General features: G+C 65.7%; 11 protein-coding genes, 1 tRNA gene and 3 rRNA genes. 2 read left to right on the plus strand and 13 right to left on the minus strand.

Features of this window, described 5'->3' with window-relative positions; all coding sequences use genetic code 11:
• Window position 1: 1 nt before the first annotated feature.
• From R2E43_RS09905 to thyX, 8 genes are all read right to left on the minus strand, one after another.
• A tRNA-Thr gene (locus R2E43_RS09905) sits at window positions 2–77 on the minus strand.
• An 82-nt stretch (window positions 78–159) separates the two neighbouring features.
• On the minus strand, window positions 160–822 hold the full coding sequence (locus tag R2E43_RS09910) for a DegT/DnrJ/EryC1/StrS family aminotransferase (protein ID WP_162495370.1): 663 nt from the start codon (window positions 820–822) through the stop codon (window positions 160–162).
• 116 nt (window positions 823–938) lie between these two features.
• Window positions 939–1,055 (minus strand): 5S ribosomal RNA (gene rrf, locus R2E43_RS09915).
• Between the two features lie 86 nt (window positions 1,056–1,141).
• A 23S ribosomal RNA gene (locus tag R2E43_RS09920) occupies window positions 1,142–4,265 on the minus strand.
• A 272-nt stretch (window positions 4,266–4,537) separates the two neighbouring features.
• Window positions 4,538–6,064: ribosomal RNA gene (locus tag R2E43_RS09925) — 16S ribosomal RNA — on the minus strand.
• The 16S, 23S and 5S rRNA genes sit together here, the layout of an rRNA operon.
• Before the next feature lie 500 nt (window positions 6,065–6,564).
• Window positions 6,565–8,250, minus strand: a complete 1,686-nt coding sequence (locus tag R2E43_RS09930) for a ribonuclease J (protein ID WP_003973282.1) — start codon at window positions 8,248–8,250, stop codon at window positions 6,565–6,567.
• A gap of 152 nt (window positions 8,251–8,402) precedes the next feature.
• Complete coding sequence (gene dapA / locus R2E43_RS09935; protein ID WP_011030431.1) at window positions 8,403–9,302, minus strand: 4-hydroxy-tetrahydrodipicolinate synthase; 900 nt, start codon at window positions 9,300–9,302, stop codon at window positions 8,403–8,405.
• Window positions 9,303–9,521: 219 nt separating this feature from the next.
• Window positions 9,522–10,262 carry an FAD-dependent thymidylate synthase gene (gene thyX / locus R2E43_RS09940; protein WP_011030430.1) on the minus strand — a complete coding sequence of 247 codons (741 nt, stop codon included), beginning with the start codon at window positions 10,260–10,262 and terminating at the stop codon, window positions 9,522–9,524.
• 191 nt (window positions 10,263–10,453) lie between these two features.
• Between thyX and R2E43_RS09945 the strand changes: the two genes are divergently transcribed.
• Together R2E43_RS09945 and R2E43_RS09950 are read left to right on the plus strand one after the other, a co-directional pair.
• Window positions 10,454–10,693 (plus strand): hypothetical protein, encoded by a 240-nt coding sequence (locus tag R2E43_RS09945; RefSeq protein ID WP_003973285.1) that lies wholly within the window; start codon window positions 10,454–10,456, stop codon window positions 10,691–10,693.
• A 116-nt stretch (window positions 10,694–10,809) separates the two neighbouring features.
• Window positions 10,810–11,364 (plus strand): hypothetical protein, encoded by a 555-nt coding sequence (locus R2E43_RS09950; RefSeq protein WP_003973286.1) that lies wholly within the window; start codon window positions 10,810–10,812, stop codon window positions 11,362–11,364.
• Between the two features lie 75 nt (window positions 11,365–11,439).
• Here the strand turns inward: R2E43_RS09950 and R2E43_RS09955 are convergent, their stop codons facing one another.
• The 5 genes from R2E43_RS09955 to rpsO form a co-directional block, all read right to left on the minus strand.
• Window positions 11,440–11,895, minus strand: a complete 456-nt coding sequence (locus R2E43_RS09955; RefSeq protein WP_003973287.1) for a tetratricopeptide repeat protein — start codon at window positions 11,893–11,895, stop codon at window positions 11,440–11,442.
• 13 nt (window positions 11,896–11,908) lie between these two features.
• Window positions 11,909–12,661: a 4-hydroxy-tetrahydrodipicolinate reductase gene (gene dapB, locus R2E43_RS09960; protein WP_332056125.1), complete on the minus strand. Its 753-nt coding sequence runs from the start codon at window positions 12,659–12,661 to the stop codon at window positions 11,909–11,911.
• 25 nt (window positions 12,662–12,686) lie between these two features.
• Window positions 12,687–14,066, minus strand: a complete 1,380-nt coding sequence (locus tag R2E43_RS09965) for a M16 family metallopeptidase (RefSeq protein ID WP_003973289.1) — start codon at window positions 14,064–14,066, stop codon at window positions 12,687–12,689.
• On the minus strand, window positions 14,063–16,282 hold the full coding sequence (locus tag R2E43_RS09970; protein WP_003973290.1) for a polyribonucleotide nucleotidyltransferase: 2,220 nt from the start codon (window positions 16,280–16,282) through the stop codon (window positions 14,063–14,065). Before R2E43_RS09970 ends, R2E43_RS09965 begins: the two co-directional genes overlap by 4 nt.
• A 284-nt stretch (window positions 16,283–16,566) precedes the next feature.
• Window positions 16,567–16,854 carry a 30S ribosomal protein S15 gene (rpsO, locus tag R2E43_RS09975; protein ID WP_003973291.1) on the minus strand — a complete coding sequence of 96 codons (288 nt, stop codon included), beginning with the start codon at window positions 16,852–16,854 and terminating at the stop codon, window positions 16,567–16,569.
• Between the last annotated feature and the right edge of the window lie 57 nt (window positions 16,855–16,911).

Consider the following 16,911-nt stretch of genomic DNA (forward strand, 5'->3'; position numbering starts at 1 on the left):
CTGGAGCCCCCAAACGGAATCGAACCGTTGACCTTCTCCTTACCATGGAGACGCTCTACCGACTGAGCTATAGGGGCCTGTCGCTTTCGAGGTTTCCCTCGCGGCAACGGAATAGATCATACCCCGAACAAGCCGGTGCTCCCAACCACTGACTTTCGCTCAGTACGCAGGCTGCAACAGCCCACCGAGCGCATTGCAGGCGGACACGATCCGCTGCATGTCCCGCTTGGTCAACGCGGCCTCGACAGGCAGCGCGAGCGTCTCGTCGACGGCCCGCTCCGTCTCCGGCAGCGACACACAGCGCCGGAATCCAGGCATCCGGTGCACTGGCGTCTTCACCGGCACCCGGCACTCGACGCCCCTTCCCCGCACGGCGCGGGCGAACGCGTCACGGTCCGGCCGCCCGTTGCCCGGCACCCGCACCACGTACTGCTGATAGGTGTGCCCGTCACCCCCGTCGGGGGTCCGTACGCCCCGCAACTTCCCGTCGAGATAGGCCGCCCGCTGCCTGCGCCGCGCTATCTCGTCGTACGGCGCCTCGGACTCGCCCCGCTCCAGGACGAGCAGCCCGTGCCGTTCCCCGATGCGGTGCAGAGAGCCCATGTCCGCCGGCCGCCCGAACCGGTGCACGACGACCACGGCCGCGGTACGGGGCGTCAGCGCGGCCTCCACGGGGGAGGCGTCCAGGCAGTACGTATCCGGATCTATGTCGGCGAACACCGGCAACGCGCCCGCCAGGGCCACGGCCTCGGCGACTTCCACGTTCCCGAAGGCAGGTACGACGACCTCGTCACCGACACCCACGCCGGCGGCCCTGAGCATTGCTGCAGTACCCATACGCCAGATGGTCGGGGCGCAACGTGAACACGAAGTGACGGAAAGCAAAAAAGGGTTGGTCCCGGAACCGAAGTTCCGGGACCAACCCTTTTCTAAGAATTGTTCGGCGGCGTCCTACTCTCCCACAGGGTCCCCCCTGCAGTACCATCGGCGCTGTAAGGCTTAGCTTCCGGGTTCGAAATGTAACCGGGCGTTTCCCCTACGCTATGACCACCGAAACACTATGAAACAGACAATCAACCGGGTGACCAACACGGTCTGATTGTTCGTGGTTTCAGAACCAACACAGTGGACGCGAGCAACTGAGGACAAGCCCTCGGCCTATTAGTACCGGTCACCTCCACACCTCACGGTGCTTCCAGATCCGGCCTATCAACCCAGTCGTCTACTGGGAGCCTTAACCCCTCAAGGGGGTGGGAGTCCTCATCTCGAAGCAGGCTTCCCGCTTAGATGCTTTCAGCGGTTATCCCTCCCGAACGTAGCCAACCAGCCATGCCCTTGGCAGGACAACTGGCACACCAGAGGTTCGTCCGTCCCGGTCCTCTCGTACTAGGGACAGCCCTTCTCAAGACTCCTACGCGCACAGCGGATAGGGACCGAACTGTCTCACGACGTTCTAAACCCAGCTCGCGTACCGCTTTAATGGGCGAACAGCCCAACCCTTGGGACCGACTCCAGCCCCAGGATGCGACGAGCCGACATCGAGGTGCCAAACCATCCCGTCGATATGGACTCTTGGGGAAGATCAGCCTGTTATCCCCGGGGTACCTTTTATCCGTTGAGCGACGGCGCTTCCACAAGCCACCGCCGGATCACTAGTCCCGACTTTCGTCCCTGCTCGACCCGTCGGTCTCACAGTCAAGCTCCCTTGTGCACTTACACTCAACACCTGATTGCCAACCAGGCTGAGGGAACCTTTGGGCGCCTCCGTTACTCTTTAGGAGGCAACCGCCCCAGTTAAACTACCCATCAGACACTGTCCCTGATCCGGATCACGGACCCAGGTTAGACATCCAGCACGACCAGACTGGTATTTCAACGACGACTCCACCCACACTGGCGTGCGAGCTTCAAAGTCTCCCAGCTATCCTACACAAGCCGAACCGAACACCAATATCAAACTGTAGTAAAGGTCCCGGGGTCTTTCCGTCCTGCTGCGCGAAACGAGCATCTTTACTCGTAGTGCAATTTCACCGGGCCTATGGTTGAGACAGTCGAGAAGTCGTTACGCCATTCGTGCAGGTCGGAACTTACCCGACAAGGAATTTCGCTACCTTAGGATGGTTATAGTTACCACCGCCGTTTACTGGCGCTTAAGTTCTCAGCTTCGCCACACCGAAATGTGACTAACCGGTCCCCTTAACGTTCCAGCACCGGGCAGGCGTCAGTCCGTATACATCGCCTTACGGCTTCGCACGGACCTGTGTTTTTAGTAAACAGTCGCTTCTCGCTGGTCTCTGCGGCCACCCCCAGCTCAGAGTGCAAAACTCGTCACCAGGTGTGGCCCCCCTTCTCCCGAAGTTACGGGGGCATTTTGCCGAGTTCCTTAACCATAGTTCACCCGAACGCCTCGGTATTCTCTACCTGACCACCTGAGTCGGTTTAGGGTACGGGCCGCCATGAAACTCGCTAGAGGCTTTTCTCGACAGCATAGGATCATCCACTTCACCACAATCGGCTCGGCATCAGGTCTCAGCCACAAGGTGTGCGGATTTACCTACACACCGGCCTACACCCTTACCCCGGGACAACCACCGCCCGGGATGGACTACCTTCCTGCGTCACCCCATCACTCACCTACTAACCGCTTGGTTCGGCGGCTCCACCACTCCCCTCAACTCCGAAGAGATCAGGGCGGCTTCACGGCCTTAGCATCACGATGCTCGATGTTTGACGCTTCACAGCGGGTACCGGAATATCAACCGGTTATCCATCGACTACGCCTGTCGGCCTCGCCTTAGGTCCCGACTTACCCTGGGCAGATCAGCTTGACCCAGGAACCCTTAGTCAATCGGCGCAAACGTTTCTCACGTTTGTATCGCTACTCATGCCTGCATTCTCACTCGTGAACCGTCCACAACTCGCTTCCGCGGCTGCTTCACCCGGCACACGACGCTCCCCTACCCATCACAGCCGGCGTTGGCCGTATTGCTGCAATGACACGACTTCGGCGGTACGCTTGAGCCCCGCTACATTGTCGGCGCGGAATCACTAGACCAGTGAGCTATTACGCACTCTTTCAAGGGTGGCTGCTTCTAAGCCAACCTCCTGGTTGTCTGTGCGACTCCACATCCTTTCCCACTTAGCGTACGCTTAGGGGCCTTAGTCGATGCTCTGGGCTGTTTCCCTCTCGACCATGGAGCTTATCCCCCACAGTCTCACTGCCGCGCTCTCACTTACCGGCATTCGGAGTTTGGCTAAGGTCAGTAACCCGGTAGGGCCCATCGCCTATCCAGTGCTCTACCTCCGGCAAGAAACACACGACGCTGCACCTAAATGCATTTCGGGGAGAACCAGCTATCACGGAGTTTGATTGGCCTTTCACCCCTAACCACAGGTCATCCCCCAGGTTTTCAACCCTGGTGGGTTCGGTCCTCCACGACCTCTTACAGCCGCTTCAACCTGCCCATGGCTAGATCACTCCGCTTCGGGTCTTGAGCGTGCTACTAAAAACGCCCTATTCGGACTCGCTTTCGCTACGGCTTCCCCACCCGGGTTAACCTCGCAACACACCGCAAACTCGCAGGCTCATTCTTCAAAAGGCACGCAGTCACGAGACACCAAGCAAGCTTGATGTCCGACGCTCCCACGGCTTGTAGGCACACGGTTTCAGGTACTATTTCACTCCGCTCCCGCGGTACTTTTCACCATTCCCTCACGGTACTATCCGCTATCGGTCACCAGGGAATATTTAGGCTTAGCGGGTGGTCCCGCCAGATTCACACGGGATTTCTCGGGCCCCGTGCTACTTGGGTGTCTCTCAAACGAGCCGTTGACGTTTCGACTACGGGGGTCTTACCCTCTACGCCGGACCTTTCGCATGTCCTTCGCCTACATCAACGGTTTCTGACTCGTCTCACGGCCGGCAGACCGTAAAAGAGAGATCCCACAACCCCGCACACGCAACCCCTGCCGGGTCTCACACGTATACGGTTTGGCCTCATCCGGTTTCGCTCGCCACTACTCCCGGAATCACGGTTGTTTTCTCTTCCTGCGGGTACTGAGATGTTTCACTTCCCCGCGTTCCCTCCACACTGCCTATGTGTTCAGCAGCGGGTGACAGCCCATGACGACTGCCGGGTTTCCCCATTCGGACACCCCCGGATCAAAGCCTGGTTGACGACTCCCCGGGGCCTATCGTGGCCTCCCACGTCCTTCATCGGTTCCTGGTGCCAAGGCATCCACCGTGCGCCCTTAAAAACTTGGCCACAGATGCTCGCGTCCACTGTGCAGTTCTCAAACAACGACCAACCACCCGTCACAACCCACTCACGCGGATTTTTACCGGGGCCGGCACTGAAGGAAGTTCATTCCCTCAGATACCCAACAGCGTGCCCGACACCCTTGCCTTCCCTTACTCGTGTTCCACGCCGAAGCAGTACTGACGAGAAGATCAGGATCAAGTGTGCCGAGTAGTCAACGTTCCACCCATGAGCAACCGTGCAGGACATTTGCCTGCAGTCGGCTATGTGCTCCTTAGAAAGGAGGTGATCCAGCCGCACCTTCCGGTACGGCTACCTTGTTACGACTTCGTCCCAATCGCCAGTCCCACCTTCGACAGCTCCCTCCCACAAGGGGTTGGGCCACCGGCTTCGGGTGTTACCGACTTTCGTGACGTGACGGGCGGTGTGTACAAGGCCCGGGAACGTATTCACCGCAGCAATGCTGATCTGCGATTACTAGCGACTCCGACTTCATGGGGTCGAGTTGCAGACCCCAATCCGAACTGAGACCGGCTTTTTGAGATTCGCTCCACCTTGCGGTATCGCAGCTCATTGTACCGGCCATTGTAGCACGTGTGCAGCCCAAGACATAAGGGGCATGATGACTTGACGTCGTCCCCACCTTCCTCCGAGTTGACCCCGGCGGTCTCCCGTGAGTCCCCAACACCCCGAAGGGCTTGCTGGCAACACGGGACAAGGGTTGCGCTCGTTGCGGGACTTAACCCAACATCTCACGACACGAGCTGACGACAGCCATGCACCACCTGTACACCGACCACAAGGGGGGCACCATCTCTGATGCTTTCCGGTGTATGTCAAGCCTTGGTAAGGTTCTTCGCGTTGCGTCGAATTAAGCCACATGCTCCGCCGCTTGTGCGGGCCCCCGTCAATTCCTTTGAGTTTTAGCCTTGCGGCCGTACTCCCCAGGCGGGGCACTTAATGCGTTAGCTGCGGCACGGACAACGTGGAATGTTGCCCACACCTAGTGCCCACCGTTTACGGCGTGGACTACCAGGGTATCTAATCCTGTTCGCTCCCCACGCTTTCGCTCCTCAGCGTCAGTATCGGCCCAGAGATCCGCCTTCGCCACCGGTGTTCCTCCTGATATCTGCGCATTTCACCGCTACACCAGGAATTCCGATCTCCCCTACCGAACTCTAGCCTGCCCGTATCGACTGCAGACCCGGGGTTAAGCCCCGGGCTTTCACAACCGACGTGACAAGCCGCCTACGAGCTCTTTACGCCCAATAATTCCGGACAACGCTTGCGCCCTACGTATTACCGCGGCTGCTGGCACGTAGTTAGCCGGCGCTTCTTCTGCAGGTACCGTCACTTTCGCTTCTTCCCTGCTGAAAGAGGTTTACAACCCGAAGGCCGTCATCCCTCACGCGGCGTCGCTGCATCAGGCTTTCGCCCATTGTGCAATATTCCCCACTGCTGCCTCCCGTAGGAGTCTGGGCCGTGTCTCAGTCCCAGTGTGGCCGGTCGCCCTCTCAGGCCGGCTACCCGTCGTCGCCTTGGTGAGCCATTACCTCACCAACAAGCTGATAGGCCGCGGGCTCATCCTTCACCGCCGGAGCTTTCGAACCTCGCAGATGCCTGCGAGGGTCAGTATCCGGTATTAGACCCCGTTTCCAGGGCTTGTCCCAGAGTGAAGGGCAGATTGCCCACGTGTTACTCACCCGTTCGCCACTAATCCCCACCGAAGTGGTTCATCGTTCGACTTGCATGTGTTAAGCACGCCGCCAGCGTTCGTCCTGAGCCAGGATCAAACTCTCCGTGAATGTTTACCCGTAATCGGGTGACACCACGAGAGCGGAACAGTCGGAGGAATAATCCGACCGTTCACAGCGTCCTCGCTGTTGTGTTACTTCAAAGGAACCTCAACCCGAACGGAGATCCGATCAGGTCGGGGTATCAACATATCTGGCGTTGACTTTTGGCACGCTGTTGAGTTCTCAAGGAACGGACGCTTCCTTTGTACTCACCCTCTCGGGCTTTCCTCCGGGCGCTTCCCTTCGGTCTTGCGTTTCCGACTCTATCAGATCTTTCCGATCCGATTTCCTCGGTGCTTTCCAGGTTCCCGCTTTCGCGTTTCCCTTTCCGGCGGTTCCGACTTTATCAGAGATTCTGAGTCGGGATTTCCACCCTCCTGGGCGGCTCCGAACCACGAAGTGATCGGGTGCCCGTCCGAGCGGAGATGTAAACGTACTGGAGCGGGGCGCCCCGATGCAAATCGGGGCGCCCCGCTCCAGGTTGGCGCTGTCGGTGGTCCGACGGCCCGTCAGACCTCCACGACGACAGGCAGGATCATCGGCCGGCGCCGGTAGGTGTCCGAGACCCACTTGCCGAGGGTCCTGCGGATCAGTTGCTGCATCTGGTGCGGCTCGACGACACCGTCCTGGGCCGAGCGCTCCAGCGCTTCGGTGACCTTGGGTAGTACCGCGGCGAAGGCCGAGTCCTCGATGCCCGAGCCGCGGGCCTGGACGTGCGGCCCACCGGTGATCTTGCCGGTGGAGGAGTCCATCACCACGAAGACCGAGATGATGCCCTCGTCGCCGAGGATCTTGCGGTCCTTGAGGGCCGGTTCGCCGACGTCGCCGACCGAGAGCCCGTCGACGTAGACGTACCCCGCCTGGACCTTGCCGGTGATCTTCGCCTTGCCCTCGACGAGGTCGACGACCACGCCGTCCTCGGCGATGACGATGCGGTCGTGCGGGACGCCGGTCAGGGCGCCCAGCTCGGCGTTGGCACGCAGGTGGCGCCATTCGCCATGGACCGGCATCAGGTTCTTCGGGCGGCAGATGTTGTAGAAGTACAGCAGCTCACCGGCCGAGGCGTGGCCCGAGACGTGGACCTTGGCGTTGCCCTTGTGGACGACGTTGGCGCCCCAGCGGGTCAGGCCGTTGATCACGCGGTACACCGCGTTCTCGTTGCCCGGGATGAGGGACGAGGCCAGGATCACCGTGTCGCCGTTGACGATGCGGATCTGGTGGTCCCGGTTGGCCATGCGGGACAGGGCGGCCATCGGTTCGCCCTGGGAGCCCGTGCAGACCAGGACCACCTCGCTGTCGGGCAGGTCGTCCAGCGTCTTGACGTCGACCACCAGGCCCGGCGGGACCTTGAGGTAGCCGAGGTCTCTCGCGATGCCCATGTTGCGGACCATGGAGCGGCCGACGAAGGCGACTCTGCGGCCGTACTCGTGGGCGGCGTCCAGGATCTGCTGGATGCGGTGGACGTGACTGGCGAAGCTCGCCACGATGATGCGCTTGCGGGCGTTGGCGAAGACCTGCCGCAGGACGTTCGAGATGTCCCGCTCGGGCGGGACGAAGCCCGGCACCTCGGCGTTGGTCGAGTCGGCGAGGAGCAGGTCGATGCCCTCCTCGCTGAGGCGCGCGAAAGCGTGCAGGTCGGTGAGGCGGCCGTCCAGCGGAAGCTGGTCCATCTTGAAGTCGCCGGTGTGGACCACCATGCCCGCCGGGGTGCGGATGGCGACGGCCAGCGCGTCCGGGATGGAGTGGTTGACCGCGACGAACTCGCAGTCGAAGGGACCGACGCGTTCACGGTGTCCCTCCGCCACCTCGAGGGTGTACGGCCGGATGCGGTGCTCCTGGAGCTTGGCCTCGATGAGCGCGAGGGTCAGCTTGGAGCCGATCAGCGGGATGTCCGGCTTCTCCCTCAGGAGGAAGGGGACGCCGCCGATGTGGTCCTCGTGGCCGTGGGTCAGGACGATGCCCTCGATGTCGTCGAGGCGGTCCCGGATGGACGTGAAGTCCGGCAGGATCAGGTCGATGCCGGGCTGCTCCTCCTCGGGGAAGAGCACGCCGCAGTCGACGATCAGCAGACGGCCGCCGTATTCGAAGACCGTCATGTTGCGGCCGATTTCGCCGAGGCCACCGAGGGGCGTGACCCGCAGGCCGCCCTTGGGAAGCGCCGGGGGCCGGCCCAGTTCAGGATGCGGATGACTCAAAAGACTCTCCTCACCACACGCGCCACGTACCGGTGGCACGTGGCGCGCATGACGTTCGTGCAGAAGCAGTTGTCGTATGGGGTGCGGGCACCGGTGGCCCGCCTATTCAGTTGTGAAGTCCGTCCGGTCGTGCGGTGGTGCGAAGTCTGATGTCAGAGCTGTACCCCGCCGGCGGCAAGATCGATCTTGAGCTGCTCGGTTTCCTCGGGCGTGAGGCCGACCATGGGGGCGCGCAGCGGTCCCGCGGGCAGCCCCTGGAGGGCGAGCGCGCCCTTGGTGGTCATGACGCCCTGGGTGCGGAACATGCCGGTGAAGACGGGGAGCAGCTTCTGGTGGATCTCCAGGGCCTTCTGTACGTCACCGGCGACGTGCGCGTCCACCATGGCGCGCAGCTCCGGGGTGACGACGTGGCCCACGACGGAGACGAAGCCGACCGCGCCCACGGCGAGCAGCGGCAGGTTGAGCATGTCGTCGCCGGAGTACCAGGCGAGGCCGGAGCGCGCGATGGCCCAGCTGGCCCGGCCGAGGTCGCCCTTGGCGTCCTTGTTGGCGACGATCCGCGGGTGCTCCGCAAGGCGGACCAGGGTCTCGGTGTTGATCGGGACGCCGCTGCGGCCGGGGATGTCGTAGAGCATGACCGGCAGCCCGGCGGCGTCGGCGATGGCCGTGAAGTGCAGGTACAGGCCCTCCTGCGGGGGCTTGTTGTAGTACGGCGTGACGAGCAGCAGGCCGTGGGCGCCGACGCGCTCGGCGGCGCGGGCCAGCTCGATGCTGTGCTGGGTGTTGTTGGTGCCGACTCCGGCCACCACGTGCGCCCGGTCGCCGACCGCCTCCACGACGGCCCGTACGAGGTCCGCTTTCTCCGCGTCGCTGGTGGTCGGGGACTCGCCGGTGGTGCCGTTGATGATCAGGCCGTCGTTGCCTGCGTCCACCAGGTGGGCGGCGAGCCGCTGGGCGCCGTCGAGGTCGAGTGCGCCGTCCGCCGTGAAGGGCGTGACCATGGCGGTGAGGACCCGCCCGAAGGGGGTCTGCGGAGTGGAGGTCGGAGCCATGGGTTACACGCTACTCGTTGCTCAGGGCGGGGTCTGCCCTCGGGGGAGGCGGCAGGTCGGAACGGAGGTGGAGCCCGGCACTGCCTGCTCGGGGGTTCAAGCAGTGCCGGGTCCCTTTGATCAGGCTAGATGAACTTCACCAAACGCCGCAATCCGGACACTTCGCATGGTTGATGCGTACATCTGTGCCCGGCCGGGCCGGCCAGGGGGCCCGACCCGTTACGGCGCCACGCGGCCGTTGGCGTTGAAGGCGGCGTGGGTGAGCGGCATGAGGCGGGCCCACTCCGCCTCCATCTTCTCGCCGGCCATCTCGATCTCCCGCTGCGGGAAGGAGGGCACCTTGGCCAGTTCGTGCTGGGTGCGCAGACCCAGGAAGTGCATCAGCGAGCGGGCGTTGCAGGTCGCGTACATCGACGAGTACAGGCCGACGGGGAGCACCGCACGGGCCACCTCGCGGGCGACGCCGGCGGCGAGCATCTGCTGGTACGTCGCGTAGGCCTGGCGGTAGGAGTCCTCCATCGCGCTCCCGACCAGCTCGTGCTGCTCGGGGGTGCCCTCGACGAAGACGTACTTGCCGGGGCGGCCCTGCTGCACCAGCTTGCGGGAGGCGTCCGGGGCGTAGAAGACCGGCTGGAGCTCCCGGTAGCGGCCCGACTCCTCGTTGTAGGACCAGCCGACGCGGTGCCGCATGAACTCCCGGAAGACGAAGATCGGGGCGCTCACGAAGAAGGTCATCGAGTTGTGCTCGAACGGGCTGCCGTGCCGGTCCCGCATGAGGTAGTTGATCAGGCCCTTGGAGCGCTCCGGGTCCTTCTTCAGCTCGTCCAGGGACTGCTCCCCGGCGGTGGAGACACGGGCGGCGAACAGCACGTCGGAGTCGGTCGCGGCGCTCTTGACCAGCTCGACGGTGATGTCGCTGCGGAGTTCGATCTTCGGATCGTCGGCGGGGATGTCGGTCACGGTGTGGAGGGCCTTCCCAGTCAATCTCGGCGCTTGGCGAGGCCACTCTACGACCCGTCCATGTGCGCCGAATCGGGCGATCGGTGCCGTGCCGCAATCAAGTCGGCGAAACAGGGCACCTGAAGGGGCGTTCGTTCGTCTGTATGAGTAACAGCACTTCATTCCAGTCCCTGAAGGGAGACGCAGCCCCTATGATCCGCCGGCGTGAACCCGTGCCGTTCGCCTTCGTCGCCGAGGCCGACAGGTTCCGCAGCAATGTCACACCCCCGCCCCGCGAGCGGGCGTCCTTCGGCCAGCTGGCCGGGCGCTGGCTCCTCGGCATGACCGTCGTCGCCGGTCTGGTCGGTTCCCTGGTGATCGGGATGCCCGCCCTGTCGGCCGACCAGCCCTCCCCGCACAAGCAGCCGTCGCAGGCGTCCGAGGGGCGCTAGGCCCGTCGGGCACGGCCGGCCCGGCTCCATCCGGACCCCCGAGGGTGGTGACCGGAGACACAGGTCGGTAGCCTCACCGGGCACAACACTTGCCCTGGAACGAGTGAGGACCAGCCGTGCCCCTGCCCTTCCTGACGGCCGACCGCGCCTTTGACACGGCCGACGACGTCGCGCTGCCGTACGACGACCGCGACCTCTGGCGTCGGCCCTACCGGCCGGGGCCGTGGCGCGTGGGAACGGCGGCCCTGATGCTGCTGCTCGCCTCGTTCGTCCTGTTCGCGGCCGTCATCATCGCGGCGACGGGCGGGCTGTCCTCCGCCGGGGTGGTCTTCGGCATCGCGGTCGTCGTCATCCTCTGCGCCCTGCGGATGCTGCGCATGGGCGCGTGGGTGAGCGCGCACGGGGTGCGTCAGGTGGGCTTCTTCACCACGCGCACGGTCGCCTGGCAGCAGGTCGCCAGCCTGCGCACGGTGCAGCAGCCGGTGCGCTGGCTGGGACTGCCGCGCACGGTGCAGGGGCAGGCGCTGCTGCTGGTGCGGCAGGGCCGGTCGGCTGAGCCTCTGTCCCCGCTGCTGACCTCGCACAACTCCGACTTCCTCGCCCGCGACGGTGCCTTCAACCGGGCGGCCGACGCCGTGGAGGCGTGGGCCGACGAGTACCGACGGGGCTGACGCACCCGACACGCCGGACGCCGGGGCCCGGACCGCAGCTGCGGTCCGGGCCCCGGCGTCCGGCGTGCGCTCCGCTCAGGCGGCCTCGACGTGCTTGCCGTCGTGCAGGGCGATCGCCCGCTGCATCGCCTTGCGGGCGCGCGGGGTGTCGCGGGCGTCGTGGTAGGCGACGGCGAGCCGGAACCAGCTGCGCCAGTCGCCGGGGGCGTCCTCCGTCTCCGCCCTGCGCAGGGCGAAGACCGCGTCGGCCGACTCGCGGTCGACCCGGCCGCTGGGGGTGCGCTTCAGCTCGTCGACGGGCAGTCCGCCCTCGGCGTCGAGTTCGGCGGCGAGCTGGTTGGCCCTGCGGACGAACTGGGTGTTCTTCCACAGGAACCACAGGCCGATCACCGGCAGGATCAGCACCGCGACGCCGAAGGTGACGGTGAGGAGGGTGCCGGTCTTGATGAGCAGGACGCCGCGGCTGCCGACCAGGAGGAAGTAGAAGACCAGGACGGCGGCCGTGACGAGGTAGGTGATCTTCGCGCGCATCAGGGTGAGGGTCTCAGTTCAGGTCCAGGAAGTGTTCCAGGCCGAAGGTGAGGCCCGGGGTGGTGACCACCCGGCGGGCGCCCAGCAGGATGCCCGGCATGAAGCTGCTGTGGTGCAGGGAGTCGTGCCGGACGGTGAGGGTCTCGCCCTCGGCGCCGAGCAGGACCTCCTGGTGGGCGAGCAGGCCGCGCAGCCGGACCGCGTGCACCGGGACCCCGTCGACGTTCGCGCCGCGGGCGCCGTCCAGGGCGGTGGCAGTGGCGTCGGGCGCCGGTGCGGAGCCTGCCTTCTGCCGGGCCTGAGCGATCAGCTGGGCGGTGCGGGTGGCGGTGCCGCTGGGGGCGTCCACCTTGTTCGGGTGGTGCAGCTCGACGACCTCGACGGACTCGAAGTACGGGGCCGCGATCTGCGCGAACTTCATGGTCAGCACGGCGCCGATGGAGAAGTTCGGCGCGATGAGCACGCCGGTCCCCGGGGAGGCGTCGAGCCACGCGTTCAGCCGTGCGAGGCGCTCGTCGGTCCAGCCGGTGGTGCCGACGACGGCGTGGATGCCGTGGCGTACGCAGTAGTCGAGGTTGTCCATCACCGAGGCGGGGGTGGTCAGCTCGACGGCGACCTGGGCGCCGGACTCGGCCAGCGCCTCCAGGCCGTCGCCCCGGCTCAGGGCCGCGACCAGCTCCATGTCCTCGGCGGCCTCGACCGCCCGTACCGCCTCGGAGCCGATCCGGCCCTTGGCGCCGAGGACGGCCACGCGCAGCTTGCTCATGTTGTTCGCTTCCTTACCGGGAGTGTCAGGCGACGGCGTCGTGCAGCCGGGACGCCTGCTTGTCCTTGAGCGGGCCGATGACCGACAGGGACGGCCGGCGGCCCAGGACGTCGCGGGCGACGGCGCGGACGTCGTCCGGCGTGACCGAGGCTATCCGGGCCAGCATGTCGTCGACCGACATCTGCTCGCCCCAGCACAGCTCGCTCTTGCCGATACGGTTCATCAGCGCGCCGGTGTCCTCCAGGCCGAGGACCGTGGAGCCCTGGAGCTGGCCGACGGCACGGCCGATCTCGTCATCGGTGAGGCCGTGCTCGGCGACGTGGTCCAGCTCGTCGCGGCAGATCTTGAGCACGTCGTGCACCTGGGAGGGCCGGCAGCCCGCGTACACGCCGAAGAGGCCGCAGTCGGCGAAGCCGGACGTGTACGAGTACACGCTGTAGGCCAGGCCGCGCTTCTCCCGGACCTCCTGGAAGAGGCGCGAGGACATGCCGCCGCCGAGGGCGGTGTTGAGGACGCCCATGGCCCAGCGGCGCTCGTCGGTGCGGGCGAGGCCCGGCATGCCGAGGATGACGTGGGCCTGCTCGGTCTTGCGGCCGATCAGCTCCACGCGTCCGGCGGCGCGGACGGTGCGCCGGCCGGCGCGCGGGGCGAGGGGCTGGGCCGCCGGATCCTTGAGGGCCCCGGACTTCTCGAAGGCGGCGCGGACCTGGCGTACGACCTTGTTGTGGTCGACGTTGCCGGCCGCGGCGACCACCAGGTGGGTGGGGTCGTAGTGCTTCCGGTAGAAGCGGCGGATGCGGTCGGCGGTGAGGGCGTTCACCGTGTCGACGGTGCCGAGGACGGGGCGGCCCAGGGCGTTGTCGCCGAACATGGTGTGCGCGAACAGGTCGTGCACGCAGTCACCGGGGTCGTCCTCGGTCATCGCGATCTCTTCGAGGATGGCGCCGCGCTCGACGTCGACGTCCTCCTCCTGGATCAGCGAGCCGGTCAGCATGTCGCAGACGACGTCGATGGCGAGCGGCAGGTCGGTGTCGAGCACGCGCGCGTAGTAGCACGTGTACTCCTTCGCCGTGAACGCGTTCATCTCGCCGCCGACCGCGTCGATGGCGGAGGAGATGTCCAGGGCGCTGCGCTTGCGGGTGCCCTTGAAGAGCAGGTGCTCCAGGTAGTGGGTGGCGCCGTTCAGGGCCGGGGTCTCGTCGCGGGAGCCGACGTGGGCCCAGATGCCGAAGGTCGCCGAGCGGACCGAGGGGAGGGTCTCGGTGACGATGCGCAGGCCGCCGGGGAGGGTCGTCCTGCGCACCGTGCCGATGCCGTGCTCGCCCTTGATGAGGGTTTGGGTACGGGCGACGGCCCGCGCCTCCGAGGAGGTGCGGGCCGTCGCCGTGGCGCTACGGGACGTCACTTGTCGGCGTCGTCCTTCTTGTCGTCGTCGCCCGCTTCGCCCTCGATCACGGGGATCAGGGAGAGCTTGCCGCGGGAGTCGATCTCGGCGATCTCGACCTGGACCTTCGCGCCCACGCCGAGGACGTCCTCGACGTTCTCCACGCGCTTGCCGCCGGCGAGCTTGCGGATCTGCGAGATGTGCAGCAGACCGTCCTTGCCGGGCAGCAGGGAGACGAACGCGCCGAAGGTGGTCGTCTTGACGACCGTACCCAGGTAGCGCTCGCCGACCTCGGGCATGGTCGGGTTGGCGATGCCGTTGATCGTGGCGCGGGCGGCCTCGGCCTGCGAGCCCTGGGCGGCACCGATGTAGATCGTGCCGTCGTCCTCGATCGTGATGTCGGCGCCCGTGTCCTCCTGGATCTGGTTGATCATCTTGCCCTTGGGGCCGATGACCTCACCGATCTTGTCGACGGGGATCTTCACGGTGATGATCCGCGGCGCGTTCGGGGACATCTCGTCCGGCGTGTCGATCGCTTCCATCATCACGTCGAGGATGTGGAGGCGGGCGTCACGGGCCTGCTTGAGGGCGGCGGCCAGGACGGAGGCGGGGATGCCGTCCAGCTTGGTGTCGAGCTGGAGGGCGGTCACGAACTCCTTGGTGCCGGCGACCTTGAAGTCCATGTCGCCGAAGGCGTCCTCCGCACCGAGGATGTCGGTGAGGGCGACGTAGTGCGTCTCGCCGTTGATCTCCTGGGAGATCAGGCCCATGGCGATACCGGCGACGGGGGCCTTCAGCGGCACACCGGCGTTCAGCAGCGACATGGTGGAGGCGCAGACCGAGCCCATGGACGTCGAGCCGTTGGAGCCGAGGGCCTCGGACACCTGGCGGATCGCGTAGGGGAACTCCTCGCGCGTCGGCAGCACCGGCACGATGGCGCGCTCGGCGAGAGCGCCGTGGCCGATCTCGCGGCGCTTCGGGGAGCCCACGCGGCCGGTCTCGCCGACGGAGTACGGCGGGAAGTTGTAGTTGTGCATGTAGCGCTTGCGGGTCACCGGGGAGAGGGTGTCCAGCTGCTGCTCCATGCGGAGCATGTTCAGGGTGGTGACGCCCAGGATCTGGGTCTCGCCACGCTCGAACAGGGCGGAGCCGTGCACGCGCGGGATGGCCTCGACCTCGGCGGCCAGGGTGCGGATGTCGGTGACACCGCGGCCGTCGATGCGCTTCTTCTCCTTGATGACACGCTCGCGGACCAGGGACTTGGTCAGCGCGCGGTACGCGGCGGAGATCTCCTTCTCGCGGCCCTCGAACTCCGGGAGGAGCTTCTCGGCGGCGAGCCCCTTGACGCGGTCCAGCTCGGCCTCGCGCTCCTGCTTGCCGGCGATGGTGAGCGCCTGCGTCAGCTCGGGCTTGACGGCGCCGGTCAGCGCCTCGAGGACGTCGTCCTGGAAGTCCAGGAAGATCGGGAACTCGCCGGTCGGCTTGGCGGCCTTGGCGGCGAGGTCGGCCTGGGCGCGGCACAGCACCTTGATGAAGGGCTTCGCGGCGTCCAGACCGGCGGCGACGACCTCCTCGGTGGGCGCCTCGGCGCCGCCCTCGACCAGCTTGATGGTCTTGTCGGTGGCCTCGGCCTCGACCATCATGATCGCGACGTCGCCGTCCTCCAGGACGCGGCCCGCGACGACCATGTCGAAGACGGCGTCCTCGAGCTCGGTGTGCGTCGGGAAGGCCACCCACTGGCCGCGGATCAGCGCGACGCGGACGCCGCCGATCGGGCCGGAGAAGGGCAGACCGGCCAGCTGCGTGGACGCGGAGGCGGCGTTGATCGCCACGACGTCGTACAGGTGGTCGGGGTTGAGCGCCATGATCGTCGCGACGACCTGGATCTCGTTGCGCAGGCCCTTCTTGAAGGACGGGCGCAGCGGGCGGTCGATCAGGCGGCAGGTGAGGATCGCGTCCTCGGAGGGCCGGCCCTCACGGCGGAAGAAGCTGCCGGGGATCTTGCCGGCGGCGTACATCCGCTCCTCGACGTCCACCGTCAGGGGGAAGAAGTCGAGCTGGTCCTTCGGGTTCTTGGAGGCGCTGGTGGCCGACAGCACCATGGTGTCGTCGTCCAGGTACGCCACGGCGGAACCGGCGGCCTGACGGGCCAGGCGGCCCGTCTCGAAGCGGATGGTGCGGGTGCCGAACGCGCCGTTGTCGATCACGGCTTCGGCGTAGTGGGTCTCGTTCTCCACTAGTGGTTTCTCCGATGCTTGTCGTCTTTTGTCCCACGCCGCCCGTGTGGCGGAGGGGACGGTGTGCCGGAGAAGCGTCCGTGCAATGCGGGCCGGTCTTCGATCGAAGCACCCGGGGATCTGCCCCCGGGGGCCACTACCGAGGACCGGCGGCGGCGGTGCGGTCCGCTTCTCCTCGTACGTCTTGTTCTTCTGTTACCACACTACAAAGGGGCGGCGACAGCGCGCACGTACAGCAAAGGGAGCGGCCCCCTTACGATGGGAACCGCTCCCTTCACGGCGTGCTAGCGGGCGCCCGCCGCACCGCGGCGGATGCCGAGGCGCTCGACCAGCGCACGGAAGCGCTGGATGTCCTTCTTGGCGAGGTACTGCAGCAGCCGGCGGCGCTGGCCGACCAGGATGAGCAGACCACGACGGGAGTGGTGGTCGTGCTTGTGCGTCTTGAGGTGCTCGGTCAGGTCGGAGATCCGACGGGACAGCAGAGCGACCTGGACCTCGGGGGAGCCGGTGTCGCCCTCCTTGGTACCGAACTCGGTGATGATCTGCTTCTTCACTGCGGCGTCGAGCGACACGCGTACTCCTCTTGGTCTGTGACTGGCCACCGAGTGCCCCCGGTCTACGTCTCGGGG

This window comes from Streptomyces violaceoruber (assembly GCF_033406955.1).
In the GTDB taxonomy this organism is placed as follows: domain Bacteria; phylum Actinomycetota; class Actinomycetes; order Streptomycetales; family Streptomycetaceae; genus Streptomyces; species Streptomyces violaceoruber.